This is a genomic window from Halobacillus sp. ABA4_118 (genome assembly GCF_056160205.1).
Map to the genome: position 1 here is coordinate 3,565,748 of NZ_JBSWWS010000001.1, position 26,208 is coordinate 3,591,955.

31 protein-coding genes are annotated in these 26,208 nt (G+C 46.5%); 5 read left to right on the forward strand and 26 right to left on the reverse strand.

Annotation, left to right across the window (positions count from 1 at the left end; all coding sequences use genetic code 11):
* The 12 genes from der to prsW all read right to left on the reverse strand — a co-directional run bounded on the left by der (position 1) and on the right by prsW (position 10,968).
* The gene (der, locus tag ACXAGL_RS18265; RefSeq protein WP_474968696.1) at positions 1-1,311 is read right to left on the reverse strand and encodes a ribosome biogenesis GTPase Der; all 1,311 of its coding nucleotides are present in this window, start codon (positions 1,309-1,311) and stop codon (positions 1-3) included.
* A 183-nt stretch (positions 1,312-1,494) separates the two neighbouring features.
* A complete protein-coding gene (locus ACXAGL_RS18270; protein ID WP_027954430.1) occupies positions 1,495-1,680 on the reverse strand; it encodes a capping complex subunit for YIEGIA in 186 nt (61 codons plus the stop codon).
* A 6-nt stretch (positions 1,681-1,686) separates the two neighbouring features.
* On the reverse strand, positions 1,687-2,559 hold the full coding sequence (locus ACXAGL_RS18275; protein ID WP_474968697.1) for a YIEGIA family protein: 873 nt from the start codon (positions 2,557-2,559) through the stop codon (positions 1,687-1,689).
* Positions 2,556-3,140, reverse strand: coding sequence for a YphA family membrane protein (locus ACXAGL_RS18280; protein WP_474992038.1), 585 nt, complete (start codon positions 3,138-3,140; stop codon positions 2,556-2,558). The genes ACXAGL_RS18275 and ACXAGL_RS18280 overlap by 4 nt, the downstream gene beginning before the upstream one ends.
* A 290-nt stretch (positions 3,141-3,430) precedes the next feature.
* On the reverse strand, positions 3,431-4,465 hold the full coding sequence (gene fni / locus ACXAGL_RS18285; RefSeq protein ID WP_474992039.1) for a type 2 isopentenyl-diphosphate Delta-isomerase: 1,035 nt from the start codon (positions 4,463-4,465) through the stop codon (positions 3,431-3,433).
* A 19-nt stretch (positions 4,466-4,484) separates the two neighbouring features.
* Positions 4,485-5,627, reverse strand: a complete 1,143-nt coding sequence (gene rpsA, locus ACXAGL_RS18290) for a 30S ribosomal protein S1 (RefSeq protein ID WP_027954434.1) — start codon at positions 5,625-5,627, stop codon at positions 4,485-4,487.
* A gap of 103 nt (positions 5,628-5,730) precedes the next feature.
* Positions 5,731-6,312, reverse strand: coding sequence for a lysophospholipid acyltransferase family protein (locus ACXAGL_RS18295; RefSeq protein WP_474968700.1), 582 nt, complete (start codon positions 6,310-6,312; stop codon positions 5,731-5,733).
* A 2-nt stretch (positions 6,313-6,314) separates the two neighbouring features.
* The gene (gene cmk, locus ACXAGL_RS18300; protein ID WP_474968701.1) at positions 6,315-6,998 is read right to left on the reverse strand and encodes a (d)CMP kinase; all 684 of its coding nucleotides are present in this window, start codon (positions 6,996-6,998) and stop codon (positions 6,315-6,317) included.
* Positions 6,999-7,117: 119 nt separating this feature from the next.
* Positions 7,118-7,783, reverse strand: coding sequence for a flagellar brake protein (locus ACXAGL_RS18305; RefSeq protein WP_474992041.1), 666 nt, complete (start codon positions 7,781-7,783; stop codon positions 7,118-7,120).
* Between the two features lie 126 nt (positions 7,784-7,909).
* Positions 7,910-9,250: a germination protein YpeB gene (gene ypeB / locus ACXAGL_RS18310; protein ID WP_474968703.1), complete on the reverse strand. Its 1,341-nt coding sequence runs from the start codon at positions 9,248-9,250 to the stop codon at positions 7,910-7,912.
* 11 nt (positions 9,251-9,261) lie between these two features.
* Positions 9,262-10,122 carry a spore cortex-lytic enzyme gene (gene sleB / locus ACXAGL_RS18315; protein ID WP_474968704.1) on the reverse strand — a complete coding sequence of 287 codons (861 nt, stop codon included), beginning with the start codon at positions 10,120-10,122 and terminating at the stop codon, positions 9,262-9,264.
* A 171-nt stretch (positions 10,123-10,293) separates the two neighbouring features.
* A complete protein-coding gene (gene prsW, locus ACXAGL_RS18320) occupies positions 10,294-10,968 on the reverse strand; it encodes a glutamic-type intramembrane protease PrsW (RefSeq protein ID WP_474971371.1) in 675 nt (224 codons plus the stop codon).
* A gap of 96 nt (positions 10,969-11,064) precedes the next feature.
* Here prsW and ACXAGL_RS18325 point away from each other — a divergent pair, with 96 nt between their 5' ends.
* Positions 11,065-12,033: an asparaginase gene (locus tag ACXAGL_RS18325; protein WP_474968706.1), complete on the forward strand. Its 969-nt coding sequence runs from the start codon at positions 11,065-11,067 to the stop codon at positions 12,031-12,033.
* A 35-nt stretch (positions 12,034-12,068) separates the two neighbouring features.
* On the opposite strand, the gene ACXAGL_RS18330 is transcribed toward ACXAGL_RS18325, so the two are convergent.
* The 7 genes from ACXAGL_RS18330 to ACXAGL_RS18360 form a co-directional block, all read right to left on the reverse strand.
* Positions 12,069-13,007 carry a YpdA family putative bacillithiol disulfide reductase gene (locus ACXAGL_RS18330; protein ID WP_474992402.1) on the reverse strand — a complete coding sequence of 313 codons (939 nt, stop codon included), beginning with the start codon at positions 13,005-13,007 and terminating at the stop codon, positions 12,069-12,071.
* 146 nt (positions 13,008-13,153) lie between these two features.
* Positions 13,154-14,434 carry a Glu/Leu/Phe/Val family dehydrogenase gene (locus tag ACXAGL_RS18335; protein ID WP_027954443.1) on the reverse strand — a complete coding sequence of 427 codons (1,281 nt, stop codon included), beginning with the start codon at positions 14,432-14,434 and terminating at the stop codon, positions 13,154-13,156.
* A 128-nt stretch (positions 14,435-14,562) separates the two neighbouring features.
* The gene (locus ACXAGL_RS18340; RefSeq protein WP_474968707.1) at positions 14,563-15,507 is read right to left on the reverse strand and encodes a D-alanine--D-alanine ligase; all 945 of its coding nucleotides are present in this window, start codon (positions 15,505-15,507) and stop codon (positions 14,563-14,565) included.
* A 124-nt stretch (positions 15,508-15,631) separates the two neighbouring features.
* Positions 15,632-16,216 carry a genetic competence negative regulator gene (locus tag ACXAGL_RS18345; protein WP_474968708.1) on the reverse strand — a complete coding sequence of 195 codons (585 nt, stop codon included), beginning with the start codon at positions 16,214-16,216 and terminating at the stop codon, positions 15,632-15,634.
* Positions 16,217-16,338: 122 nt separating this feature from the next.
* Positions 16,339-17,238, reverse strand: a complete 900-nt coding sequence (locus ACXAGL_RS18350) for a MerR family transcriptional regulator (RefSeq protein ID WP_474968709.1) — start codon at positions 17,236-17,238, stop codon at positions 16,339-16,341.
* A gap of 74 nt (positions 17,239-17,312) precedes the next feature.
* Complete coding sequence (locus tag ACXAGL_RS18355; protein ID WP_474992403.1) at positions 17,313-18,098, reverse strand: metallophosphoesterase; 786 nt, start codon at positions 18,096-18,098, stop codon at positions 17,313-17,315.
* Between the two features lie 96 nt (positions 18,099-18,194).
* A complete protein-coding gene (locus ACXAGL_RS18360; RefSeq protein WP_474992043.1) occupies positions 18,195-18,833 on the reverse strand; it encodes a CBS domain-containing protein in 639 nt (212 codons plus the stop codon).
* Between the two features lie 125 nt (positions 18,834-18,958).
* Here ACXAGL_RS18360 and ACXAGL_RS18365 point away from each other — a divergent pair, with 125 nt between their 5' ends.
* From ACXAGL_RS18365 to ACXAGL_RS18375, 3 genes are read left to right on the forward strand one after another with little or no spacing between them, the layout of a single operon-like run.
* Entirely contained in the window at positions 18,959-19,180 is a 222-nt protein-coding gene (locus ACXAGL_RS18365; RefSeq protein WP_027954449.1) for a spore coat associated protein CotJA, read from the forward strand.
* Positions 19,177-19,446 (forward strand): spore coat protein CotJB, encoded by a 270-nt coding sequence (locus ACXAGL_RS18370; RefSeq protein ID WP_474968711.1) that lies wholly within the window; start codon positions 19,177-19,179, stop codon positions 19,444-19,446. Before ACXAGL_RS18365 ends, ACXAGL_RS18370 begins: the two co-directional genes overlap by 4 nt.
* Positions 19,447-19,472: 26 nt before the next feature.
* Positions 19,473-20,042, forward strand: coding sequence for a manganese catalase family protein (locus tag ACXAGL_RS18375; protein WP_027954451.1), 570 nt, complete (start codon positions 19,473-19,475; stop codon positions 20,040-20,042).
* A gap of 4 nt (positions 20,043-20,046) precedes the next feature.
* On the opposite strand, the gene ACXAGL_RS18380 is transcribed toward ACXAGL_RS18375, so the two are convergent.
* From ACXAGL_RS18380 to ACXAGL_RS18395, 4 genes are read right to left on the reverse strand one after another with little or no spacing between them, the layout of a single operon-like run.
* A complete protein-coding gene (locus ACXAGL_RS18380) occupies positions 20,047-20,331 on the reverse strand; it encodes a hypothetical protein (protein WP_474992044.1) in 285 nt (94 codons plus the stop codon).
* Complete coding sequence (locus ACXAGL_RS18385; RefSeq protein WP_474992046.1) at positions 20,315-20,917, reverse strand: lysostaphin resistance A-like protein; 603 nt, start codon at positions 20,915-20,917, stop codon at positions 20,315-20,317. Before ACXAGL_RS18385 ends, ACXAGL_RS18380 begins: the two co-directional genes overlap by 17 nt.
* Positions 20,910-22,424 carry a RecQ family ATP-dependent DNA helicase gene (locus ACXAGL_RS18390; RefSeq protein WP_474992048.1) on the reverse strand — a complete coding sequence of 505 codons (1,515 nt, stop codon included), beginning with the start codon at positions 22,422-22,424 and terminating at the stop codon, positions 20,910-20,912. The genes ACXAGL_RS18385 and ACXAGL_RS18390 overlap by 8 nt, the downstream gene beginning before the upstream one ends.
* Positions 22,421-23,473 carry a YpbB family protein gene (locus ACXAGL_RS18395; protein WP_474992050.1) on the reverse strand — a complete coding sequence of 351 codons (1,053 nt, stop codon included), beginning with the start codon at positions 23,471-23,473 and terminating at the stop codon, positions 22,421-22,423. Before ACXAGL_RS18395 ends, ACXAGL_RS18390 begins: the two co-directional genes overlap by 4 nt.
* A 175-nt stretch (positions 23,474-23,648) precedes the next feature.
* Here ACXAGL_RS18395 and ACXAGL_RS18400 point away from each other — a divergent pair, with 175 nt between their 5' ends.
* The gene (locus ACXAGL_RS18400) at positions 23,649-23,897 is read left to right on the forward strand and encodes a ferredoxin (protein ID WP_027954456.1); all 249 of its coding nucleotides are present in this window, start codon (positions 23,649-23,651) and stop codon (positions 23,895-23,897) included.
* Between the two features lie 32 nt (positions 23,898-23,929).
* Here ACXAGL_RS18400 and ACXAGL_RS18405 read toward each other — a convergent pair whose 3' ends face one another.
* From ACXAGL_RS18405 to sigX, 3 genes are all read right to left on the reverse strand, one after another.
* On the reverse strand, positions 23,930-24,382 hold the full coding sequence (locus ACXAGL_RS18405; RefSeq protein WP_474971365.1) for a helix-turn-helix transcriptional regulator: 453 nt from the start codon (positions 24,380-24,382) through the stop codon (positions 23,930-23,932).
* A 94-nt stretch (positions 24,383-24,476) separates the two neighbouring features.
* Positions 24,477-25,577, reverse strand: coding sequence for a hypothetical protein (locus ACXAGL_RS18410; protein ID WP_474992052.1), 1,101 nt, complete (start codon positions 25,575-25,577; stop codon positions 24,477-24,479).
* Complete coding sequence (gene sigX / locus ACXAGL_RS18415; RefSeq protein WP_474968718.1) at positions 25,564-26,106, reverse strand: RNA polymerase sigma factor SigX; 543 nt, start codon at positions 26,104-26,106, stop codon at positions 25,564-25,566. The genes ACXAGL_RS18410 and sigX overlap by 14 nt, the downstream gene beginning before the upstream one ends.
* Positions 26,107-26,208 lie beyond the last annotated feature (102 nt).

Here is a 26,208-nt window from a genome sequence, read left to right on the forward strand (position 1 = left end):
TTAACTCCGTTTTCTTGCAAAGATTTTAATAGGAGTTCCTTCAAATCCAAATGCTTCCCGGATCCGATTTTCCAGGAATCGTTCGTACGTGAAGTGCATAAGTTCAGGTTCATTCACAAAAACCACAAAGCTTGGTGGTTTCACGGATACCTGGGCAGCATAGAAGATTTTCAGCTTCTGTCCTTTAATGGAAGGAGAAGGATTCATAGCCAGAGCATCCATGATGACTTCATTCAACACGTTGGTCTGCACCCGTTTGGCATGATTTTCGCTGACTTCCAGCACTCTTGGAAGCAGGGTATGAATGCGTTTTTTCGTCTTGGCAGACAGATAGACAATCGGTGCATAATCAAGGAATCGGAAGTTATCCCGGACTTTATCTTCGAATTCCTTCATCGTTTTTTCATCAGTATCCAGCGTGTCCCATTTATTCACGACAATAACGACCGCCTTACCGGCTTCATGGGCATATCCGGCAATTTTCTTATCCTGTTCCTGGATCCCGGTATCTGCATCAATCAACGTTAAAACAACGTCGGAACGCTCAATCGCTTTCAATGCACGGAGAATGCTGTATTTCTCTGTAGATTCATACACTTTTCCTCGCTTACGCATTCCCGCGGTATCGATGATGACATAGTCACGACCGTCTTTCGTAAATGGTGAATCAACCGCATCCCTTGTCGTTCCGGCTATATCGCTGACAATCACACGCTCTTGACCGAGCAGGCTGTTTACAAGCGAAGATTTTCCGACATTCGGTCGTCCAATCAAGCTGAACCGGATGGTATCATCATCGATTTCCTCCTCGATCCGTTCAGGGAAGTGTTTAACCACTTCATCAAGCAGATCCCCAAGGCCCAGGCCATGTGTGCCGGAAATCGGGAAAGGTTCACCGAATCCCAGGGAATAAAACTCGTAGATATTCTCCCTCATCTGCGGGTTATCCACTTTATTTACAGCCAGTACGACAGGCTTATTGGATTTGAAGAGCAGTTTTGCCACCTCTTCATCGGCTCCGGTAATGCCGTCACGGCCATTGACCATGAAAACGATGACATCCGCTTCATCTATAGCCACCTGTGCCTGAGCACGCATCTGCACAAGAAGAGGCTCGTCCCCGATTTCAATGCCACCTGTATCAATGACATTAAAGGTGGAGGTGAGCCATTCGGCTTCTGCATAAATCCGGTCTCTGGTTACCCCCGGCGTGTCTTCTACAATAGATATTCTTTCTCCAACCAGCCGGTTGAATATTGTTGATTTACCGACATTCGGTCGTCCTACGATTGCAATTACTGATTTTCTCATGAAAGGATCATCCTTTCTTCATTCTATTTTCATTATTTCATGTTTCAACAGCAGTGAAAAGCAAAAAAAGACTGCTCCCCTACGGCTTGATGGTTTCCGCCCATCACCCGAAGAACAGCAGCAAGCCATTAACTTTTTTATCTTAGCAGACTTTAGGAAAAGAAACAATTCTTTCTTCAACGTTCAGTGCTTGACAATAATATAGAGCTGGTCACTCAACCGGTGGGCGATTCCATCTAAGATGGCTTCCAAATTAGCGGCCACCGCCTCCATCTCCTCTTTTGTTTCACACTTGAAAACAGCCGCACTTCCCTGGACTTTATTATCCAGTGTCGTAATGGAGGCGAGGATCGCTTTTTCCATTTTCATTTGCTATCACCCACTCCGTTTCCCTGGTTTTTGTATCGCATTTTCCAGCACCGGTACATTGGCTATGACTTCTCTGGCACGGGCGGGATCCTTCTCCTGGGGGAGGATGAATACACCGATCCGTCCATCATTCAAGTCACGCTTAATGAGTGGCACAAGAGCCGGAGTCCCGGAATCACGGAAGACCCCGAGCGTTACAGACACATCATGAAGAATTGCCTGCCGCTGGCCGAGGTTGGCAATCGTAGAACGGATATTAAAAGATTTAGGCGTCAGGATAAACCCCATCCCATACCTCAGAATTTCATCCTGCCGTTCAGGGAGACCAATATTCATAATATAAATGTTATCTACGTAAAGACCAGCCCCATCGAACGTGAGCTCCCTCTGTTCAATCGTTACGATATCGCCCAGTTTAGAGCCACTCATTAAGATAGAGGACAATACAAAACAGGCCGCTGCCGCCCCGAGAGCGGCCCACATATTCACTGCAAGGTAGCAGAGCGTTACGATGAAAGATGTAAAGATCACCAGATAATTCCGGCTTTCAAAGGCTACAGCAATCCCTTCGATATACGTGTTCCCACGAGGTACGAGTTCATAGCTGTCCATTTCAGCCAGTGTATTTCTCTCCATGTTCCGCACCTCTCTGAACTGGGACGCAGCCAGCGTCAGAAAAGTAACAGCTGTGAATTCCTTTTCCATAATAGATGGAATGGCAATGGTCCCGAGAGCAGCGGCAATAAACCCCAAAGACAAATGGATGATCTTTCCATGCAGATAGGTCGGATACTGACGGTAATCCGTCCGCATCATAAACACCCTCAAAACGGTTCCTGCGATAATCCCAAACAAAATGGGATATGTATATTCATTCATGCATATGCGTCTCCCTTATGTTTACTTTTTCCTGCTCCTGCATTATTTTTCTTCAATGCACGTAAACCATGCACAAAAAGAAGAAATAACAACCCTTTCAGAACAAAAACAAGCATCGGCTGGGCCGTTACCACCCCTTCCTTCCCATAGAAACGAAGGACAACATTGGTGAGGGTCATACCTGAGCCGTTGATCAACAACCAGAGACCAGTCATTCCTCTCAAATCAGTCACAATCATCCTCAAAAGCAGGACCACGACAAACCCTATCGAAAATCCAGGCAGGTGCATCCAAACCGGATGAATGATGATAAAAAGGCTGGCGGACGCATAACCAATGCTTAAGAAAAACAACCATAAATAAACCACCAGCGGCCTTTTGTGAAAAGATATGAGATATAGACCAAATAGGATAAGAAGGGCGAGGTGGGCATAAAGGTAGGCGGATGGGGAAATGATACTCCAACTGTATGTACACATAAGGATGAAAAGAAAGAACAGCAAGGCTGTTCTTGTTCGGGTGTGTTTCATAAAAAACCAGGCACAGATGACAAGCACCCAGGCATACCAGTAAACCGCCATACTTTCCAACTCCTTCACTGTCATTATGGAAGGTTTTGGACAGCTTTAAACATGGAGCACATAAAAAAAGACCTATGACTTCACTGTCATAGGTCTTTCCCGCGGGTAAGCCCGCGGTCATCTGCTTTTTTCAAGGATGGAACAGGTTTAAGATATACGGACAAACTTCTGATACAGAAAGTATACCTTATAAAAAGCTTCTTTCAAGATAAGTCTTCGTTTCCATCACCTCTAACAAAAGAGGATTGATAAAAACACGGCTGCCGTCATATTTCCGGCAGCCCGAGAGATTACCAGCGGCCATTCGTTATCCTCTGCTCCTGCCACGCTTTTGTTTCTCCTGTCAGAACAAAAGGCTTATCTGGAAGTTCTTCAGGGCTGGAGGCGTTTAAAAGCATCATAGCCATCTTCAATTCCTGGTGGATATGATGGATTTCATCGATTAAAGCTTCCCTGCCTTCCTCTAGAAGAACTTTTAACAAAGAACCAGCCATCCCGAATCCGCAGGCTCCAAGAACCATAGCTTTCGCCCCATCCAGTCCGTGCCTGATGCCTCCTGAAGCGAATATGTGCATGTTTTGGCTGCTCCGCGCTTCAAGAATAGAGGCTGGTGTAGGTATCCCCCAGTTATTAAAGGAAGAAAAAGGCTTTTCCCTCCGGAGGTTTTCCACTCGTGAGAAGTTGGTTCCCCCCCGACCGCCGACATCTATATAACGCACGCCGATATCGTATAGCGTTTGTGCCGTTTCCATCGACATGCCGTATCCGACTTCCTTGACGACCACAGGGAGATCCATCCCGTGTGCGATTTTCTGGATGTTCGTCATCCGGGCAGTAAAGTCCCTGTCCCCTTCCGGCATGATTAATTCCTGCAGGGTATTGATGTGGATCTGCAGCGCATTCGCGTCAATCATACTGGCAGCTTCTTCCGCCTGCTGCAATGATGCCTCACTGCCCACATTGGCGAATACCACCCCATCCGGGTTCATTTCTCTTACGACTTCATAGGTTGATCGTTCTTCCGGTCTTTTGATTGCAGACATCTGGGAGCCGACAGCCATCCCTATACCGGTTTCCCTTGCTGCAATAGCAAGATCGCGATTGATTTCTCTTGTCTTTTCTCCGCCTCCACCAGTCATGGCATTAACAAAAAGAGGGGAACTTAATTTAAGTTCCCCCGCTTCTGCCGTTAACGTGATTTGATTGAAATCCAAACGGGCCAGGCTTTGATGAACGATTTTCATATCATCAAAATGGTTATAAGGCGCCCGTTCATGACCTAAAGCATGGCGGATATGATCAATTTTTCTTTTTGATCTACTCATATCCATCACCACGTACGATTTATTTTTTGTATTTATCCAGCTTGTCACCAATCATATCGCTTAGAGAAAAGCCGGAATTGTCTTCTTCTCTTTCATATTGTTCAATATCCGCACGCGTTTCATCACGCTCCAGTTCTTTCATGCTTAGAGACAGGCGTTTCGCCCCTTCATCCACATCCAGAACTTTCACTTGAACAGTCTGGCCTTCTTCGAGCACCTCATCCGGCGTCCCGATATGGCGGTTGGAAATTTGAGAGATATGCACAAGACCTTCGACTCCAGGGAAAACTTCCACAAAAGCACCGAAGCTTACAAGGCGGCGTACCGTACCTTCAAGAGTTTCTCCGGAGTTCACCTTATTCTGGATATCGTGCCAAGGTCCCGGCTGTGTAGCTTTGAGGGAAAGAGAAATTCTTTCATTGTCGCGGTCAACAGAAAGCACTTTAACCTTCACGGACTGGCCTTCTTCAACCACATCTGCCGCTTTCTCCACATGCTGGTGGGAAAGCTGGGAGATATGTACAAGACCGTCAATACCTCCGAGGTTTACAAACGCGCCAAAGTCAGTCAGGCGCTGTACTGTACCTTCGATGACCTGTCCTTCCTCAAGGGATTGAAGAACTTCCTGCTTCTTGGCTGATTCCTCTTCTTCCACGACCGCACGGTGAGAAAGAATGACACGGTTCTGCTCCCGATCAAGCTCAACCACTTTAAGAGAAAGTGTTTTCCCTTTGTAGTCTTCAAAATCTTCCACATAATACGTTTCAACGAGAGAAGCTGGAATAAATCCACGAAGACCGATATCTACAACAAGACCGCCTTTTACAACGTCCTTGACTTCTGCTTCGAAGATTTCTCCACTTTCGAATTTAGCCTCAAGATCCTGCCACGCCTTATCGGCGTCTACAGCGCGCTTGGAAAGTACGATTTCATCGTCTTCCACCTTTTTCACCTGCAGGGTCAGTTCGTCCCCTTCATTAACTGCGTCTGATGCTTTTTCAACATGAAGGCTGGATAATTCACTGATGGGTACAATCCCCTCGACTTTATATCCAACATCTACAAGGACTTGTTTTTCTTCGATTTTCACGACCTTACCAGTCACGATGTCCCCTGCAGAGAATTCTTTCATTCCTGATACTTCCTGATTCATTTCATCCATACCAAGCTACCTCCTTCAATTTCCGACACAACCTAATAATACAGAAATGCCCTTTTGTCTAACTTCTAATATTTAGAGCATTTTGTCAAGTGATTACGCCATATCATTCATGAATTTTATGCAATTGTCTGATTTCTTCCATGATCCGGTCTGTTACGACCTGGGCCGACGCTTTCTGTTCACGGTATTCCGACATGTCTATCGGTTCTCCATAAACGACCTTCAGACGCTTAAACTTTTGATAAGGTCCGATGATAGCACACGGAACGATCGCAGCTTCAGATCGAAGGGCGAAGAACCCGGCACCGGCAAGTCCCTGACCGATTTCCCCGCTCTTCTGTCTTGTCCCTTCAGGGAACAGCCCAAGGGCGTGACCTTCTTTAAGAATATCCAGACCCTTGCGGAGAGCATTTCTGTCTCTCATCCCGCGTTTAATTGGGAACGCGTGGACTTTTTTCAATATTCCCCCAATCAAAGGGTTTTTAAACAACTCTTCTTTGGCGAGGAAGTAAATATTCCGGCTGCTGGTAATTCCAACCACAGGCGGGTCTACATTCGAAATATGATTGGAACAGATAATAACCGGTCCATCTGCCGGAATATTTTCCTTCCCTACAACCTTAATCCGGTACAGGGGATAGAAAATGACACTGCAGAGCAGCTTACCAATTTTATAGAGGCTCATCGTTATTCCCCCTTTGGACTTTTCTGTTTCACGATTTCCAGGATACGGCCGACGACTTCTTCAATGTTCATCGATGTGGTATCCACTTCAACGGCGTCATCCGCTTTGAGGAGCGGGGATACAGCACGGTTGGAATCCAGCTCATCACGGCGGCGGATTTCTTCTTTTAATTCCTCAAGGTTTGAGGGATATCCTTTTTCCACATTTTCCTTATGGCGGCGCTCCGCTCTTTCGTCGACAGATGCGATCATGAAGATTTTCACTTCCGCATCCGGCAGCACATGGGTTCCGATATCACGACCGTCCATCACAACACCTTTGTCCTTAACCAATTCCTGCTGACGGCGTACCATTTCCTCCCGCACTTTCCTGTGTTTTGCTGTAATAGATACCTGGTTGGTCACTTCTGCCGTGCGGATGCGCTCAGATACATCACTCTTATCCACGAGGACACGCTGGCCCTCATCCGACTGGACAAGATTCAAATCCGTTCTGTTTAAAAGGGAAAAAAGAGCGTCCTCATCCTCAAGCGAGACATTTTCCTCGATGGCTTTCCATGTCAGAGCACGGTACATAGCTCCGGTATCCACGTAGATAAATGAAAGTTTTTCTGCGACTTTTTTTGCTACTGTACTCTTTCCGGCAGCCGCTGGACCGTCAATTGCAATCGTGATTGTGTTCATCATACGTTCTATTTCCTCCATCTGTCCTGACTACAGGGTGGAAACCGATCCTACCCTTGTAATGACTACTTTTACCATTGTTCAGAATAACACAATCCCAGGGAGAAAATCTATTTAAAAAGCTAATTCAGCGCTTTAGCCCGCCACTTCATCTGTTGTTCAAAGCAGTAGCGGATGATCTGCTGGCGGTCTCTTTCCTCTATATCCGTAAACTCTACCGATATACGGGCCGTTTGACTGGAAGTAGCCGGGACCACCCGGACAACCGAACCTGCTGCCAAGAGATAAAAATAATCTCCGGCATTCATAGGAAGCACAATGGTGAAGTCCATCCCATCCCCTTGTTGAATGTCATGATGCGGAGGCTTCGTAAACATCATCCCCCCACCACTGATGTCACTGGTTACGGTCGTGAAGGAATAATCAGAAGAGCGCGCGGCTACATCCACGGCTGCATCCACCCGCACGTAACGGCGCCGTTGAATACGCACAAGACCATTCACCCCCGGAAAAGAAAGGACAATGACTGGTATGTTTTTGATTTTCCGTGTCAACACTTCTGTTTTAAACCAGTACACGCAATCATCTTCTCCCACAAAACTCGCATGAAACAGCGTCCCTTCATAAAAGAAACCTGTTTTTCCTGTTTCCGTATGGATGGGATAATCAATGTATATCCGCTCCTGTTCAATATCCACGAGTCTGCACCTGTACTTATCGGGCACATCTTTTGAATGTCCGCCCGGAACCTCCAAGATGACGGATGTTCCTATAGGAAAAATCTCCATTTAAAACCCTCCCTTGACATGAATCAGTTAAGGGAATTATCTCATTATAAAGAAGAAAAAGGAAGAATATAGGCACAAAGTTTTAAGAAAAAAGACACCATCCTGTTGGAAAGTGTCTTTTTCCTATTAAATTTCCTGATTGAATTTCATTTCTGCTTTCTTCAACGTTTCGACCTTTTCTTCTTCTCCTGTGGATGCATTTATGAATATACGGTAGGTTGTATTTTCCATCGTAGTTAGAAATTCATAACACAGCACCTGTTCCTTCAAATCATTTTCAATCACAGACAAATGATGTTCCTGGACATCCACGTTCGGATTCACTTTGGAGCGTGCTTCTTCCAGTGTAATTTCCGGCTCATTCAAATCCTGGTCCTTATGATAATCGTAATAATCTCTGGCCGACAGCCCCAGGACCTCGCCATTATCCAAGGCAACTTTAACAACGACGGCATCCGGGAAAAAGCGGACATCGTTTTTCGTATAAAGGAAGCGGAATACACCCATTTTGTCATACTGGTTGCTTTCTACAAGTTCAAGATTGTCAATATCCAATCCGCTGACAAACTCCTTGGCCTTCTCAGAAGCCTCATACAGACTTATTTCAGGATCATTGACGTCCCGGCTGATCATCATAGTCAACGGGTGTCCACCTTTTTCAGTAAGGTCGATATACCCGTTTTTATCTCCTTCCTGGAAGGAGGCTGTATAAGTAGGAACATCTGCTCCTTTTCCTGATTTCGTCAGCGTAAGCTTCTCGGTATCCACTTTTTCAAGCCATTGGGAAGCTGTTTTCTTCGCTTCTTCCTTGGTCAGGTTTTCTCCTTGAAGATTGCGGTAATTTTTCTCAGGCCCGGAACTTCCAAACCCGACCTCTGTAACAGAGCTTTCAAAGCTGTCCATCGATTTTTCAACTGTTTTAAAACCATTGACAATCGTATTATCACCGGCTTCATCATTCGTGGCCAGCGCCAGCTCCACATCCATCCAGCGAAGGTTGTCACTCAACACTACATTCTGCACTTTCCTCAGTTCGCTTTCAATCTCCCCTGACTTTTCGTGCAGTTCTTCCAGCAGTTTAACCTCTTCATCACTCAGCGGTTTTTTCTCCAAGTCCCTCACCGCTGTGCGGTAGGCAAAATCACCAACGTCGTAGAGAAATTCTTCTGTCTTGCTAAACGGAAGCAGCGTCAGGGGCAGCTGCCCGACATCCGAATTAGCTTCAGAAGAAATTTTCCATATGTCCGCGAGCTGCGGGGAAAGACTCTGCTTGGAATTCATAGCCAGGCTGGAGCCGATCTTGTCATGAAGGAGATCGATGTTAAACGTAAGGTCATGAAAAGCGCGTTGATAACTGTTTTCCGCTTGAATAAGAACCGCATTTTTATCCTGATTCTCCTGATACCCCCATACGCCCAGACCGACAGCGGCAATACTTAAGACAACAATAAAAGACCACCTGATCATACTCGCACCTCCTATTTACAAAAGATATGTTTTCCAATCTGCTTGATTTGAGGTCTTGTCCAAATCCAGTCTGAAGTGGCGGTATTTGGATTAAAGTAGTACAACGCCTGTCCGGATGGATCCCATCCATTGATGGCATCCATGACCGCCTCCTTGGCCTGATCGTTCGGCTCGAGCCAGATCTGACCGTCTGCCACGGCTGTGAATGCCCGAGGTTCAAATATGACCCCCGATGCTGTATTCGGGAACGAAGCACTCTGAACTCTGTTCAATATGACAGCCGCAACAGCCACCTGACCTACATAAGGTTCCCCCCTAGCCTCGCCATAGACGGCATTCGCCATAAGCTGAATATCATTTTGTGAATATCCGCTCGGAACGTTGACAGCTGTCGGCTCATCCGGCTGTCCCCCGCCCTGGTCCCCTCCCTGGCTTTCCGGCTGTTTTGAAGATGGAGGAGATTGACCGGAAGGCTGCTTCGTCTGCTGGCTTTTTGGAACGCCGCCATAATGGGTGAAGTCTTTGCCTTCCTGGATCTGTTTTTTCACATATCCTTCATCGTAATTACTGGCTTTGACAAGCTTATCCTTCACTTCCTGACCGGCCAGGCCATCGATGTCCAATCCAAATTCATACTGGAAATTCCGAAGCCCCCAATAAGTCCCCCAGCCGAACACACCATCAATATCGCCATTATAAAAGCCGAGATACTGAAGCCTTGCCTGCAGTTCAATGACATCATCGCCTGTTGCCCCCTGCTGGATGACCTGACTGGAAAATCCATGAACCGGTTTGCTCCATGTGCCATCTGCTATTGGGAATATCAGCAGGACCAGACCTGCAGTAACGACCATTGTTTTCTTCCATAACATCCACCATACACCCCTGACGCAATAATTTAGTTATGGAAGTAGTTTTTTACTTACGCCCGACTTTATACATTCCCGTCATCTGTACTCGTTGAAATGGATTTTTGTAAAAACGCCTTCAGGTAATTTTTTGATTGGAAAACAGGTGAATAGCAGTAAAAAAAAACACCCTCATCAGGGTGTCTCTTGATTTCTATGATAGATGGATTCATGATGATCGTTGGCGAGTCTGATTTTTCGAATTCCGACTATCCATAAACCGACCATGAACGGGGTGATCCAATACGCCCACGTATCCGTCTGAATCGTGATGATGTAATCATAAATCGTATGTAATACAACAGGGATGATAAGCGCACAGGCCAGAGACTTTCGGATATGGACCGTTGTAAACTTCGCCTTACCCATATAATACCCCATGATGATGCCGAACAGGGCATGGGAAGAAACAGGAAAGACCGCCCGGAGCATCGCAATTTCAATCCCTTTATTAAAAAGGAAAAGAACATTTTCGATCGTCGCGAACCCGAGACTGACCGCTCCACCGTAAATGATGCCATCATAGTGGTGATCGAAATGAGAATGTCTGTAGGCGACAAATAATAGAAAAAACCATTTGAAAAATTCCTCCAGGAGACCTGCAAGGAAGAAGGATACAAATAACTGGTTTGTAATGACCTGTTCCGTCTCAAAGGCATACTGGATAAACATGATGGGAAAAACCATAATGACGCCGATAACAAACATCCGTATAATAAGAGGGAGAGGCTCAAGTTCTATACGCTTGCTTAAGTATATGAATGTCATGATGGCCACAGCAGGTGATATGGCAGCGGTCAATATGGCCAAGGTAATCAACCCTCTCTCTTTCTTTCAACTAAGATTCATCGTATCATGAAGAATAAAGAAAAGGAACTATCGATATAGAAAGTTGGTGGATGATTCATGAAGCGCATTTTAATCATACATACAGGTGGAACCATCTCAATGAAAGAAGATAAGGAAACCGGTGAAGTCAATACCTCCTCCCGCCATCCGCTGGAGGAAATCACAACAGTTCTTCAAGGACAGGTGGAAATTGAGGATGATATTCTATTCTATCTTCCTTCCCCGCACATCCGTCCCGACCATATGTTGAAACTCGGCCGCTATATCCATGAAAAAATGGCCAGACGAAATTATGATGGCGTCGTAATCACTCACGGAACAGACACATTGGAGGAGACAGCCTACTTCCTGGATTTGTTCTTACAAACAAGAAAACCCGTCGTCGTAACAGGAGCGATGCGTTCAAGTAATGAAATAGGAGCGGACGGGCTCTACAACCTGCTAAGTGCCATAAAGGTGGCGAGCTGTGATGAAGCCCAGGACAAAGGTGTGCTCGTCGTTATGAATGACGAAATCCACACAGCCAAAAATGTAACGAAGACGAGCACAAGCAATGTTGCGACTTTCCAGAGCCCTCAATACGGGCCTATCGGAATTACGACAAAATCGGATGTCTTTTTCCACCATAAGATGACCCGGCATGACTCCTATCCGATCCAAAACATAGGCAAACGTGTGTCTTTGATTAAAGCATACGCAGGGATGGACGGCGATTTAATCGATGCGGTACGCGAAAGCCGTGTGGACGGGCTGATCATTGAAGCACTCGGACAGGGCAACCTCCCTCCTGAAACGATGGAAGCACTGGAAAGGACAATTAAGGAAGGCATTCCCGTTGTCCTTGTTTCCCGCTGCTATCAGGGAATCGTCCAGGACACTTACGGCTATCCTGGAGGCGGACGACAGCTTAGAAATATGGGCATCATCTTCGCAAACGGCCTGACAGGTCCAAAAGCCCGCATCAAGTTAATGGTGGCTCTGGAGATGACGGCGAATATGACAGAACTCGAGCATATGTTCAGCTGAAAAAAAAACGTTCAGGCGGGTGCCTGAACGTTTTTTTACGCTTTTGATTCCGCTGCGATGGAAGCAGCGATTTTCCCGCCGTGGTGGCGTCCGTTTTCAATAAAGATTTCATTGTTGTTATATCCGGCAGCGATGACACCGGCAATATAAATGCCTGGAACATTCGTTTCCATTGTGTCCTCATTAAAGGATGGACGCCCGGTTTCCTCGTTTATCTCCACGCCCATTTTCGTCAGGAAGCTGTGGTCAGGTTGATAGCCCGTCATTGCAAAGACAAAGTCGTTCGCCACACTTTTTTCTTCCCCATTGCATTCATATCGGACGGCATCCTGAGTAATCTCTTTTACGTCGGCACAAAATTCCATGGTAACGATTCCTTTTCTCACAAGGGCTTCAAACTGAGGGAGAATCCATGGCTTGATACTTTTCGAATAATCTTCACCACGATACAGAACGGTTACCCGAGCACCTGATTTTTCCAGTTCCAAAGCAGCATCCGCTGCCGAGTTTTTTCCACCGATGATGACGACATTCTTGTTGTAATAGGGATGCCCCTCTTTGAAGTAGTGCATCACTTTAGGAAGCTCCTCCCCCTGGACACCCATGAAGTTCGGCTGATCATAATAGCCTGTCGCAACGATTACCTGGTTCGCTGCATACGATGATTGTTCACCCGATGATTTTTCTGTATGGATGATGAACCCGCTAGTTTCTCTTTCAACCTTTTGAACCTTTTCGTACGTATGCACCCGCAGGTTCTCTCTCTCCGCCACCGCACGGTAATAAGCAAGCGCCTCATTACGCACCGGTTTCTGCCTTTCAGAAATAAAAGGAATTTCACCAATTTCCAGTTTTTCACTGGAGCTGAAGAAAGTTTGATGGGTCGGGTAATGATAAATAGAATTTACAATATTCCCTTTTTCAATGATTAACGGTTCAATACCAGCCTTCTGAAGTTCAATAGCTGCACTCATCCCACAGGGACCGCCGCCGATGATGATGGCTTTTTCTTGTTGATGCACGTATAACACTCCTCTTTCCAACAACGTTCTTCCGTTCATTTCAAAAAAATGAATCTCCTACCATCATCATGATAGGAGATTCCATTTATAGAATCAAGTTATATCCATCCACGGAAACGGGATGCTTCTGCCATTTTTCTGACCCCGACCATATAGGCGGCCAGTCTCATATCCACGCGCCTTGTTTCTGATGTACGGTAGACATTGTCAAAACCTTTGACGATGACTTTATGAAGCTTCTCTTCCACTTCTTCTTCTGTCCAGTAATATCCCTGGTTGTTCTGTACCCACTCAAAGTAGGAAACGGTTACGCCCCCGGAAGAAGCCAGTACATCCGGCACAAGAAGGATGCCGCGCTCAGAAAGAATTCTCGTTGCTTCCAGTGTCGTTGGCCCGTTCGCTGCCTCTACGACAATGTTCGCTTTCACGTTATAGGCGTTATCTTCTGTAATCTGGTTTTCAATAGCTGCGGGAACAAGAATATCACAGTCAAGCTCCAGCAGTTCTTCATTCGTAATCGTATTGTTGAACAGGTTGGTCACTGTGCCGAAGCTGTCACGACGGTCCAGAAGATAGTCAATGTCAAGACCATCCGGATCGTGAAGCCCTCCGTAGGCATCCGATATTCCGACCACTTTAGCACCTTTATCATGCATGAATTTCGCAAGGAAGCTTCCGGCATTACCAAAGCCTTGAACGACGACTCTTGCGCCTTCGACATTGATGCCTTTTTTCTTGGCGGCTTCTTCAATGCAGATGGTTACGCCCTTCGCTGTCGCGGTTTCCCTTCCGTGGGAACCACCGAGCACCAGCGGTTTACCTGTAATGAAACCCGGGTTGTTAAATTCATCAATGCGGCTGTATTCATCCATCATCCACGCCATAATCTGTGAATTGGTAAATACATCGGGAGCGGGAATATCTTTCGTCGGGCCTACGATCTGGCTGATCGCCCGGACGTATCCGCGGCTGACTCCTTCCAGTTCACGGAAGGACATTTCCCTCGGATCACATACGATACCGCCCTTTCCTCCGCCGTACGGAAGATCGACAATACCGGCTTTTAAACTCATCCAGATGGAGAGCGCTTTGACTTCTTTTTCAGACACATTTGGATGAAAACGGACGCCGCCTTTGGTTGGACCTACAGCATCATTATGCTGGGACCTGTACCCTGTAAAGATTTTAATCTGATCGTTGTCCATTCTTACAGGAATTCTTACGGTCATCATGCGGACAGGCTCTTTCATTAATTCATATACTTCATTAGGGTATCCTAATTTATCAAGTGCTTTTTTAACCACGGTCTGCGTGGATTTCAACACGTCAAGTTTGTCATTTTTTTCGTTTGCATTGTCTGCAGGCTTATCGGCTACCATCCATTTACCTCCTATATCATCCATTCGATTAGGGCTCTTCTTTCAGTGAATAGTATACACGTTCCTCTGCCTGTTGGAAAGGTCGAAACCAGCTTTTTCATCCGTTTTCACAAAGAAGTTGTAAGCGATTACACCTTTTTCTCATATGCAGGCTGGGACAGATCTACGAACGATTGGATTAAATCATCATAACTTAAGCCGATCTCTTGAGCGGCATCAGGAAACAGACTCGTCGGCGTCATTCCCGGCAGGGTATTGACTTCAAGAATAACCGGTTCATTTTTATCATTAATAATGAAATCCACGCGTGAATAAACGTCACATCCCAGCAGCTGATGAGCACGAACGGCATCTTCCTGAAGCTTCGCCGTCATATCAGCCGGCAGTTCAGCTGGTACGATATGTTCACTTCCACCTGGTTGATATTTTGAATCAAAATCGTAATAATCATTCTTCGGAATAATTTCAATGACCGGAAGAGCCTTCTCTTCCCCTCGGCGCCCCATGACGGGTACAGTTACTTCTCTTCCTTTTACATAGTCCTCTACTAGAATCATAGAATCCGACTGTGCTGCTGTTTTAACCGCCAGGCCGGCATCTGCCTCATCCTTTACGATGGTCAGTCCCAGTGTGGACCCTTCCTGGTTCGGTTTAATGACATAGGGAACCTGAAACTGCTGCTTGATCGTATGTTCAATCGAAGACCATTGACTCTCATCTGTAACATCAAAAGCAGCGCTCTCCGCTGTGTTCAAGCCGTTCAGGGAAAAGATCTGCTTGGATTTAGCCTTATCCATCGCCAGAGCAGAAGCCAGCACCCCTGAACCAACATACGGGAGCCCCTTCATATCAAGAAGACCTTGAATCCTTCCGTCTTCGCCAAAGCGCCCGTGCAGCCCGATGAATACAAGGTCCACATCAAGCGCTGTGACCTGGTCCAGATGATCCGGGGAAAAATCGACGGCCGTAACCTCATGGCCTTTATTTTTCAATGCTTGTATAATTCCCTTCCCTGTAGACAAGGAAACTTCCCGTTCCCCTGAGGTTCCTCCATATAACACCGCAATCTTCATTTCCTACACTCCATTTCCTACCACGATATAGATTTGCCAACCTTTATAGTAACACGTTTGACAATAGGCCTTCTATCCATAAATAAAAAGAACGAGCTTTTCTTCAAGACTCGTTCCTTCATCATTAAGAGAAATGTTTAGTTATTGATTCACAGGCATCTTTGTCCATAATCGATTTCCCATATTCCATCAGCCGGTATGAGGTTACGGCTGTGGCTGAAGCGTATTCAGAAAGCAGGGCAATGACCTGATCCTGGTCCAGGTGATCTATTTCTTTATCTTCCAAAAGCATATAATAGGAATCCTCATAATGATAAATACTTCCCCCTGTCACACCAAGCTGATGCAGGTGGATCCCCGCCTGGATGACGTGTTCGAAATCAGAAAAGGAAAACATCATTTCCTTGCTCTCATCAAGGGTTACCTTCATTTCAAGGTAGTCTTCGTCATCTTCCTCAATATCAGCAGGCTCTGTTCTTGTCACAACGACAAGCATGCCTTGTGCCTGAAGCAGATAAACCTGCACGAGCAGAACTCCTGTAAGCTCTACTCCGAGCTCTATGCCTGCGTCATACATCATATCGCTGAATATCCGGTGTACGCGAGGTAGATCATTCCAGAGTTCCTCGCGGGAGAGGCCCCGGTCCATTAAATCGTCAAAAGTAAGGAAAATCTTGAATTTTTCACTCGTCATTCTCTCTACTCGCATATGATCGCCCCCCTGGTCACGATGTGTTATCTATATAGTATGATGACCGGCGCCAATATGGCACCTTTTTTCAAATTATATCCGACATTTGAAGCCGGGGGCAAATATAATTTCCCAGTCCATCAGTTCATTTGCAGCCACTGTTCCCATGCACGCTTGGAATTTCCAACGATAAATGGCTGTATCCGTTTCTTGTCCAATTCAGAAAGCCGGTCATAGGCATATCCGCCGAGACCTATCTTAAGAGAAGGAAATTCACGCTGAAGCGCCTCGGCCAGACGAATCGTGATCGGTATATTTTTCTTTAGTGTACAGGACATAAACATATAAGCGGGGTCAATTTCATTGATCACAATATCGATATCTCCTCCTGCGATGCTCTGGCCGAGATAGATGACATCATAACCTTTCCGCTTCAAAAAGAGGGCAAAAATAAGCAGGCCCAGTTCATGCCGTTCATTCGGGCCGCATACGAGCAGAGCTTTAGGAAGCATACTGTCCGAAGGAATGGAAAGAAGCATCATGCCTATACGGGAGCGGATAAACTGACTGGCAAAGTGCTCGTGGGCGCTTGTGATTTTGTTTTCCTCCCACAAATCCCCGATTTTCACGAGAATCGGACCGATAATATCAATCGCCACCGTTTCAGGCGTGAACAGACTGAATGCATGATCAAGATGCCGCTGAGCGTCATTCTCATTAAACGAAAGAAGGCTGTCCAGCAGCTGATCACCAATTTTATCAAGCTGTGTGCGGTTTTCTGAGTGCTCATTATGGGTGACGGCGTCTTCATTGCTTTCCAGGAGTGAAACCGCCTGTGATATCGTAAAACCTTTATCCACTTTTTCCATCAACCATTTTAATATCCTGATATGCTCATCTGTATAAAGCCGATGACCTGCTTCATTGCGGGAAGGACGGATCATTCTGTACCGACGTTCCCAGGCTCGGAGTGTTCCAGGCTGGATGCCCAGCATCTGTGACACCGCTTTAATATTATATTTTGCTTTAGTCGTAGCCATAAGCCTGCCTCCAAGTAAGTCTTTTACTTTAATTATATAGGAATCAAACGGATTGTGTAAAATTTGTATATTCTTTATGCAAGGTTTTTAGAAGAATCCTTTACATATCCGCTGATGTCAATGACGTGACACTCTGCTCTTGTCCCAAGTCTTAACGGCAGAAGGGATGTTCCGTACCCTTCACTCACCAGGTGAGGAACAGAAGCCCTTCTGCTCCATCCTCCGCGCTGATAGGGACCTATGCCGAACAGCCTGATCTGTCCCCCGTGAGTATGACCACTCAATACGAGATCATACTTGTTTTTTTCCTGGAGATTCATCTGACTGTATACATAGGGATCGTGTACGCATAAGATCCGGAAACAGGAAGAATCAGCCAGTTTCAGCGACCGCCTCGGCTTCAGGAAATAAGGGTCAAGACCCGTTACTATGAACGGTGTGCCTCCTATTCCTTCTCCTTCCAAATCTTCATTGGACAACGTTACAACCCGATGTCTGTCCAATACGGCCGTCAGTGGTTCTTCGATCAGTTCATGATCATTGTTGCCTGGTATAAAGTAAACCGGTACTTCCCAGTGTTTCAAACGTTTCAGGTTCGTCTCAAGTTTAGAAATGGATGTCCGTTTATCCACCAGGTCTCCACCGATAATGACGGCATCCACCTTCCCGGCTTTCTTTAATGTTTGTTCTTTAATGATGCGGTTATGTATATCAGAGATAAAGAAAATACGCAGGTGGTCTCCGTCTTTTCCAAAGGCGTTCTGCACCTTTTCCTCTCTGACATGATCTTTACCAGCCAGGTACCTCATATACAACAGCACACTGAGCCCTGCCACAGCCAATACAAGTATCCATATCACCAATTCCAGCCCACCTCCTTGTTTTCCGCAGCGAAAATATCATGATAGCATATCCAAAAAAACACCGCTATGCCTGGATAGGCACAGCGGCAGTGGTTATACATGTTTGACGCTTAAGATTCGAAAACCTGACTTTTCAAGTTTTTTCGTAAAGGCTTCTATATTATCATTTTCCTCGATTTTCAAAACGATTCTCCTTGCCAGCTTATCTGTCTCGTCAAAGGTAGCAAGAGAAATCACGTTTTCGTGATAGTTTTTGATGATGTCCCCCAGCCGTTCAATCCGGCCCTCAGACTCTTCTGACGTAAAGGCGATCCGAATGCCTTGTTTCTTTACACCAAAGGCACTCTCAAATTGTTCAATCACATCATACCGTGTCACAAGCCCTTGAAAAACACGATGGTCATCCACCACCGCGAGTACGGCAAAGCCCTTGAACATTGGTAGTGTGCGTTCAAACACTTCTTCATTGGTAATACAGAAATCTTCATATCCGGCCGCTTCCCCAGCAGGTGTTTCTTGCAGGAAAGTTCCCGTGTCTTGCAGACCGTCCTTTTTATAGCAGGATTCATAAATCATTTCCTTCGAAATCATACCTTTGAAAAGGTTCCCCTCCAGTACAGGCACAGCTTCGATGTCTTTCTGCTCCAACAATTCCAGCACGTCTTTCAAACTGGTGTTTACATCTGCTGTAAATGACTGATGAACTGGTTTCATGATCCCTTTTACAAACATACCTGTCACCTCTTTCTTTTATGGTCAGTACCTTATTCGCCTGAAGCCGGCGGTTCTCCTGCCTTAATCAGAATAGGACAACATTTGGACACATATATTTTTGGAGACAAAGGGAGTGTTGAAATATGTATACACCAGTGAAGTGCTACCACCCTTATTACGGGCCTTTTGATCCGTGTCCACCCATCAGGACCAAGTGTTACCAGACACCACCTAATTTATACCTCGGATTCCAGCCAATGAACCTGCAGCAGTATCCTCTGCAGGAAGCTTTGTACAAAGGAACCTTATGGCCCTGTCTTTATGACCCCTACCCGACGCCCGTACCTAAAGGAGGAAAAGGATGAAGCAGGGTCAATCCCACGATCAGGAGCGCTATTCCTTGATGGAAAAAATTCAAATGGTCGATTTCGCTCTGGTTGATTTAACGCTTTATTTGGACACACATCCCGAAGATACGCAGGCGGTTCAGCAGTTTAATCAGCTTGCAGTGGAAAGCCGGGATTTGAAAACCGTCTTTGAACAGAAATACGGCCCCCTCCGGCAGTATGGAGGCAGTTTTTCCGGGTATCCATGGAACTGGTCCGATGCCCCTTGGCCATGGCAGGTGTAAATCTTTGAACTTTAAGGAGGTAGAACATGTGGTTTTATGAAAAGAAACTGCAGTATCCGGTTAAAGTAACGGAATGCAACCCCAGACTGGCCAAATATCTCATCGAACAATACGGCGGAGCGGACGGGGAACTGTCGGCCGCTCTCCGTTATTTGAATCAGAGATATACCATCCCTGATAAAGTCATCGGTTTATTAACAGATATAGGAACAGAAGAATTCGCCCATCTTGAAATGATTGCAACCATGATTTATAAATTAACGAAGGATGCTACACCTGAACAAATGAAAGAGGCAGGGCTTGGTGCGCATTACGCCAACCACGATCACGCTTTGTATTATCAAAACGCAGCAGGTAGTCCTTGGACAGCTACATATATAGCAGCCAAAGGAGATCCCATTGCTGATTTGTATGAGGATATAGCTGCCGAGGAAAAAGCACGGGCCACTTATCAATGGATCATTAATATGTCCGATGATCCGTGCCTCAATGACAGCCTCAAATTTCTCAGGGAGCGGGAAGTCATCCACTCCCAGCGCTTCCGTGAAGCTGTGGAGATTTTAAAATTCGAAAAGGACCGGAAACAATTCTTTTGAACGTTCAGCGCTCCACCGTGATTTCTTCATGGTAGGGCGCTTTTTCATTCAGATTCAGCGGCTGAAAAGATATCCCCTTGAGCCATTCGCCCCATAAAGGATAAGAGAAGATAAAGCAGATGAGAACTATGAATACGATAAACCAAAAACTGATCCAGGCGGTGCTGACTTTCCACCTGATTCTTCCCGTTCTGCTCGTATGGACCTCCTGCCGCCGCGGCAGCCCCAGCACATCGAGGTCTTCCTGTTCTTTTTCTTCATGGATTTCACGTTTATCCGTCTGATGCATGCTTCTCCCCCCATTTCCCGAGTCTGATCCAGACACCGAGAACAACATCAATGATGAAATGAGCTGTCATGGTAACAGGAAGACTTCCTGTTACTTCATACATGTACCCGATAAAGAAACTGACAAATAAAACCGATAACAGCAGCACCACCCGTGTTAAGTAACGGATATGCAGAATGGCAAACAGTACACTTGCCGTTATATAACCGAATTCATGATGGAGGACGCCTCTGAACAGCATTTCCTCGCTTACGGCAACGAGCAGAGTGATGAAGATAATTCCAGGAAAAGACCGGCTCGCAAAAACCTTTTTATTGACTCCTCCATCATCATAAGCCCTCACAGGTAAAACATACAGGAGAAACAAATCAATGAGAAGGACAATAAGTCCTGGAATGACACCGTAAAGCCACCAGTGCCTCCAGTTTATGTGAAATTGCTCCTGCCATTCCGCAAGAAACGGGTCAAAAAGAAAGGCACTTGCTACGACAGCGGCAGACATAATGAGCACCTGCGTCAAAAGGAGGTGAAAGGTGATTTGTTTGTCTGACATTTCCTGGATCATTTCCTGCTGGGCCTCACGCATGGGGCGGCCCCTGATGAAAAATCATCTGCAGGCGCTCTCTCCAAGATTCTGCTGCCGGAGTTTCCAGTGACTCATGAAAGGTCAGATGATTTACAGAAAAACCACAGGCATCACAGCATGGAACATAAGGCGGCCGGATATGGTCCTGAAAAGATTGGTATAACGCTTCCCTGCGGCATCCTGTATGATGGATCCATGTCAGCATTTCCGTAAGTTTCCCCTGTTTATAGGTCCACCGTTCCCGCAGCAGCGCATGCAGCCGGCTCTCGAAATCCATCGGAAACGGCTGAACCTTTCCATGATCCAGCACGCCCCGCTCTTCTGCCTGGTATTTGATGAAATTCCACTGCGATTCAGAAAGTTGAAGCTGCTCCATGATCGATGCGTCCTCCAAAAGTCCGCGTCCTTCCTGACGTTTCAAATAACCAAGGACCACATCCAGCTGCTCCCGCTCAGGCAGCTCACTCTGGATAAGCATTTGAGGAAGGTAGTGATCTTTTTTTGTAAACAAAACGAGACTGGCAGAAGGTTTTCCGTCCCTTCCCGCACGACCGATTTCCTGAATAAACGACTCGGTCTGGGCCGGGAGGTGAAAATGAATAACCAGACGGATGTCTTTTTTATCCACGCCCATACCAAAGGCACTTGTACAGCAGATCACATCCAGCTGCCCATTCATAAACTGCTGTTGAACGAGCATACGGTCCGTCTGTTCCATGCCTCCGTGATAGAAGGCGGTCCGGTGGCTGAGCTTCTCTCTCAGCACAAAGCTTACCTTCTCCGCCCACTGGCGGCTGGAGAAATAGATCATCGTCGGTGCGTGTATATGGGAGAGGATGTTTACGATTCTTTCTGTTTTCTCATCAGGGCTTTGGACTTCCTCCACTGACAGGCTGATGTTCTGTTTATCCATAGGATAGATATGGCGGACCATCCCCGGGCGGTTTAGTTTCTCCATGATATCCCCCTGGACTTCAGGTGTAGCGGTGGCGCTCAGAGCAAGCACAGGAGGGCTCCCTATCGAATCAATGATCCGGTGCAGTTTCAGATAATCTGTACGGAATTCGTGCCCCCACTGGGAGATGCAGTGAGCTTCGTCAATGACAAAAAGTGGAACGGTCATACGTTTAAAGTCCTCCTGGAGCCGTTCATTTTGAAGCATTTCCGGTGAAATATAGACAAGATCATACTGATCAAGGTTCTGAATCACTTGTTTTTTTTCCTTTATGTCCATAAAGCTGTTCAATGCTGTGACCGATTTATATCCGGCTGCCTTCAACTGCTTCACCTGATCGACCATCAAGGATATAAGCGGGGAGACAACGATGGTTGTTCCTTGGAGAAGCCGTGCGGGCAGTTGATAGCATAAGGATTTACCCGTGCCTGTTGGAAGAATCCCCAGAACATCGTTTCCGTCCATCACATCCTGAATGACATCTTCCTGCCCTTCCCGGAACTGGTCAAAGCCGAAATATTTTTTTAATGCTGCTGCTAGCTGTGTACTCAAGATAATGGCTTCCTTTCTATGTGCGTGCTCCGCCCATGAGCCAGAGCCAGGCGGATTTCAAAGTAATCATAGACGCCTCCAAGATCCTGATGAATGTGCTTCAGCCGCTGGGTATTCAAATCAACCGCTTTTTGATTGATCTCCACGACCTGCTCCGCCGTCAAAAAGGGAGAGACGTCAAAGTCAGGAGTTACAAGGGCGGCTTCCACAATATGATCCTGTATCGTGCTTTTCTTCAAACGCCGGATAGTCACAATCTCTTCAAGGGAAAGCCCCTGGGCAATAAGCTGATAGGTTTTCCCCGCGGACGCTGTAACGAGATGGGAGGCTTGAAGACCGCGGGTGCATAAATGGAGGACAGGATAGGCATCCTGGTCCATTTTTGCCTGCTGAAATAGATAATAGTACGTATGTCTCAGCCCCAGCAGGACATCCTCCTTGGACATCCTGAATTTTTCTTTAAGCTGATCCATAGTCAGACCTATCCACCCTCCACCCGTAAGGCGGTGAGTAAACAGCTCCGCCTGGATTGGATCATGAGCAGAAAGAAGTCTGTCCAGCTCTTCATACAAGGATTGGTTGAGGCGGGCCAGCTTATTCTGGAAAGTGGCGAACACCTTTTTCACCCATAGCTGGGCTTCTGGATTGTCAACGATGGCTACATAGGACTGAATCCCCGCTTCTTTATTCGAAGACGCCTGTACGAGAAGGTTTAAACGGGAAATGAAGGCCGGGACCACTTCATGCCAGGTCATCCCCTGAAAATACGGGAACGTGTGCGGAGACGGCTGCCGGCTGTTTTCTGTTATGTGTGGGAAACTCTGCTCATTCAGAACGATTTCTCCACGATGAGACATCTGGTCGATCACGGTATCCAGTCGTCTGCGGTCCAGCTCTGGAAAAATACCGAACAGATGATCAAGCTGATATGCTTTGGCATCCTGCATGGTCTGGGAGGATCTTTTCCCTGTCAGCATATTAAAAATACCAGATACCGTCCGTTCCCCTTTAAAACGCTGGATGCAGTGAAGGACAATAGATTCAAACATCCACCCACCACCTTTCTCGTTTGATTTTTTCATCGTTCGTACAACACGCCCTGAAAAACAGCTCCATGTCAACCATTTGAAAAATACAGGGGGGAGATTTACAATAGGACGTGGACCACTTTCATAGACAATGCCTGTCAATATAGAATGGTTAGAAAAAGGAGGGGAAAACCCTTTGGCGAAATACACGATGGTCGATAAAGAAACCTGTATTGCCTGCGGGGCCTGCGGGGCTGCTGCTCCGGACATCTATGATTATGATGACGAAGGACTTGCCTTTGCAGTGATGGATGATAATGAGGGGACGGAAGCTGTACCCGATTTATATGAGGAAGATATGGAAGATGCCTTTGACGGCTGTCCAACCGATTCTATTAAAATTGCGGAAGCTCCTTTTCATGGAGATCCGTTGAAATTCGAATAATATACACCGGCCCCTTCTAAAAGGGGCCTTTCTTATATGTCACGTGCTATCTTCTCCAAATGGAGTTCTGCCTCCACACGATTCCATGTTGAAAAAAGCCTCGTTCCCGCTCTACTGATGCGGAAATGTCCGCTCCTTTCATTTCGTTCGAGCTTAAAACTGCTTTTTTCAGTGATGACCGTCCACGTCACCGGCAGGGTGGATGGGACTTCCTCCCCGGCGTTTATATGAAGATGGGCAGCCGTTTCCAATATTTCCAGAGGCGCATCGCCCAAGACTCTCCTGATGATCTCACTTTCTCTGAAGAGCGCACAGACCGCTGTGACCGTCGTCCACCCAGCCGTCGTTCGCTGCTTTTCGATTTGAACAAGGGTCTTTTTGGACAGACCGATGATTTCAGCCATCCGGTTCTGTGTGTATCCATATTCTACCCGGATAAGCTTCATTTTTCGAGAAATTAATTGCTGTATCTCCATTTGATCCATCTGCATGTCTCCTTTTTCAGACGGTTCTATTTTAACATGCATCAGCCGGAACGTCCCAAAAAAACTCCCCTGAACATGGGGAGTTTGGTAAGGATCATGATTCTACATTAAAGGGACCGGGCAGATCGACAGGTTTTGTTAAATCATACCCTCCTACTTCCTCCACTCCCATTCCACCAAAGGTGACCCGGGACATCCCGAAATGGCGGGCCGTAGCTGAAACAGCCTCAATCATCAGAATGAGTTCCTGTTCGCTCTTCCACTCCTGATGAGTAATGTCCAGCTGTACATGCCCTTCTTCAACCTTATCGACGGCAAATTCCACATGGTCTGGTACAGAGGGTCTGATATACGTTCCTCCACCTTTCTCCTTCATCAAGTTCAACACGTCTTCCAGCGATGATGTCCCTTCCGTAGGAACCGGAGCCAGATAAGAGGGGGACTGGGCGTTATACTGGTACAGCTTAAACATATACTCCCCTTCCGAAATCGGGTCCAGGCTGTTCAGTTCCCCGTAATTCCCCATCGGGACCGAATCATAGGAAGGACGATTCAACGCAATGGTGCGCACTCCTTTTCCTTCCAGCTCCCAGCGGATACTTTCCATGAGCATTTGCACATACGCAGTTCCTGCCGGCTCAAATTCATCCGGAAAAGTAACCTCCGCCTTTTTCGTCTCTTCATCAATATCAATCTCGACGTTCTGTAGAAGCCTGTCTGACAGCCCTTTCTCCTCCGCTTTTTCCTTTGTATAAGGAAGAGCATCGTGAGTGGAAACCGGAATAACAACTTCCGCATTCCTTCCCGGATAAGCGAATGTAAACCACTCATCCTCCTTGATAGAGAACGATCCATCGGGCGCCTCAGAAGACTCCCCCTCTTCCTTCGCAGCGGATCCTGCAGAACTTTCTTTTTCAGGGCTCTCCAGAGACGGGGAAGCTTCATCACTGGTCTGTGTGGAAGGCTGGGTATTCAATTGTTGATTCTGTGCCATAAAGACAGGGATAAAGACGGCGAGCAGTACGAGCACGGCACAGACGGCAAATCCAGGCCCCAGCCACGAAGGGATACGTTTTTCCTTCCGGTGTAACTTTTGGTTGACTGCCTTGTAGAGAACATCTCTGGATTGATGATCTTTTATGGAAGGAAGCCTGGATAACTGCTTTTCCACGTTCTGTCTATTAGATTTTTTCATATTCTCCTCCCCCTCCTTCCACTGAATCTGTATATTCTTTCACGGTTTTCAGCGCTCGATGCTGTGTCGTTTTCACTTTACTTTCTGTCCAGCCCGTAACCTCGGAAGTTTCCTTAATCGAAAGCCCCTGGATATAACGGAGGATCAAAACGGTCCGCTGATCGACAGAGCAATGGTTCATCGCCAGGTAGACATGCCGCACATCCTCACTCTGGATAATGATTTCTTCAGGGAGTGGAGCGCGGTCAGGAAGCTGGGCGCCCTTATCGCCCCAGTCAAAAAATTCAGCCACACGATCCCGCGTCCTTTTCTGACGGCGGAAGTGATCGATGGTTACGTGACGAGCAATGGAAAACAACCACGTTTTTTCCGAGCTTTTCCCATGAAAAGATTGATAGGATTTCAACACTTTCACGTAAACGTCCTGGACAAGATCCTCCGCCAGGTTACGGTCTTTTACCATATAAAAAATGAACTGAAACAGGTCCTGGTGGTAATGATCATAAAGTTCATCAAAGAACGCTCTCAATGGCTGTACCTCCTGCGATACTTATTTAGACGCTCCTATGTATCAAACGTTACACTTTCATCTTAAAGTCTTCGTTTAGAAAAGAAAACCAGATCTTTCAAA

Coding starts and splice junctions, on each gene's coding strand:
- der (WP_474968696.1), bottom strand. CDS start 1,311: ATGAGAAAATCAGTAATTGCAATCGTAGGACGACCGAATGTCGGTAAA.
- ACXAGL_RS18270 (WP_027954430.1), bottom strand. CDS start 1,680: ATGAAAATGGAAAAAGCGATCCTCGCCTCCATTACGACACTGGATAAT.
- ACXAGL_RS18275 (WP_474968697.1), bottom strand. CDS start 2,559: ATGAATGAATATACATATCCCATTTTGTTTGGGATTATCGCAGGAACC.
- ACXAGL_RS18280 (WP_474992038.1), bottom strand. CDS start 3,140: ATGGCGGTTTACTGGTATGCCTGGGTGCTTGTCATCTGTGCCTGGTTT.
- fni (WP_474992039.1), bottom strand. CDS start 4,465: ATGAGTAGATCAAAAAGAAAAATTGATCATATCCGCCATGCTTTAGGT.
- rpsA (WP_027954434.1), bottom strand. CDS start 5,627: ATGGATGAAATGAATCAGGAAGTATCAGGAATGAAAGAATTCTCTGCA.
- ACXAGL_RS18295 (WP_474968700.1), bottom strand. CDS start 6,312: ATGAGCCTCTATAAAATTGGTAAGCTGCTCTGCAGTGTCATTTTCTAT.
- cmk (WP_474968701.1), bottom strand. CDS start 6,998: ATGATGAACACAATCACGATTGCAATTGACGGTCCAGCGGCTGCCGGA.
- ACXAGL_RS18305 (WP_474992041.1), bottom strand. CDS start 7,783: ATGGAGATTTTTCCTATAGGAACATCCGTCATCTTGGAGGTTCCGGGC.
- ypeB (WP_474968703.1), bottom strand. CDS start 9,250: ATGATCAGGTGGTCTTTTATTGTTGTCTTAAGTATTGCCGCTGTCGGT.
- sleB (WP_474968704.1), bottom strand. CDS start 10,122: ATGTTATGGAAGAAAACAATGGTCGTTACTGCAGGTCTGGTCCTGCTG.
- ACXAGL_RS18325 (WP_474968706.1), top strand. CDS start 11,065: ATGAAGCGCATTTTAATCATACATACAGGTGGAACCATCTCAATGAAA.
- ACXAGL_RS18330 (WP_474992402.1), bottom strand. CDS start 13,007: ATGAGTGCAGCTATTGAACTTCAGAAGGCTGGTATTGAACCGTTAATC.
- ACXAGL_RS18335 (WP_027954443.1), bottom strand. CDS start 14,434: ATGGTAGCCGATAAGCCTGCAGACAATGCAAACGAAAAAAATGACAAA.
- ACXAGL_RS18340 (WP_474968707.1), bottom strand. CDS start 15,507: ATGAAGATTGCGGTGTTATATGGAGGAACCTCAGGGGAACGGGAAGTT.
- ACXAGL_RS18345 (WP_474968708.1), bottom strand. CDS start 16,216: ATGCGAGTAGAGAGAATGACGAGTGAAAAATTCAAGATTTTCCTTACT.
- ACXAGL_RS18350 (WP_474968709.1), bottom strand. CDS start 17,238: ATGGCTACGACTAAAGCAAAATATAATATTAAAGCGGTGTCACAGATG.
- ACXAGL_RS18360 (WP_474992043.1), bottom strand. CDS start 18,833: ATGTTTGTAAAAGGGATCATGAAACCAGTTCATCAGTCATTTACAGCA.
- ACXAGL_RS18365 (WP_027954449.1), top strand. CDS start 18,959: ATGTATACACCAGTGAAGTGCTACCACCCTTATTACGGGCCTTTTGAT.
- ACXAGL_RS18370 (WP_474968711.1), top strand. CDS start 19,177: ATGAAGCAGGGTCAATCCCACGATCAGGAGCGCTATTCCTTGATGGAA.
- ACXAGL_RS18375 (WP_027954451.1), top strand. CDS start 19,473: ATGTGGTTTTATGAAAAGAAACTGCAGTATCCGGTTAAAGTAACGGAA.
- ACXAGL_RS18380 (WP_474992044.1), bottom strand. CDS start 20,331: ATGCATCAGACGGATAAACGTGAAATCCATGAAGAAAAAGAACAGGAA.
- ACXAGL_RS18385 (WP_474992046.1), bottom strand. CDS start 20,917: ATGCGTGAGGCCCAGCAGGAAATGATCCAGGAAATGTCAGACAAACAA.
- ACXAGL_RS18395 (WP_474992050.1), bottom strand. CDS start 23,473: ATGTTTGAATCTATTGTCCTTCACTGCATCCAGCGTTTTAAAGGGGAA.
- ACXAGL_RS18405 (WP_474971365.1), bottom strand. CDS start 24,382: ATGGATCAAATGGAGATACAGCAATTAATTTCTCGAAAAATGAAGCTT.
- ACXAGL_RS18410 (WP_474992052.1), bottom strand. CDS start 25,577: ATGAAAAAATCTAATAGACAGAACGTGGAAAAGCAGTTATCCAGGCTT.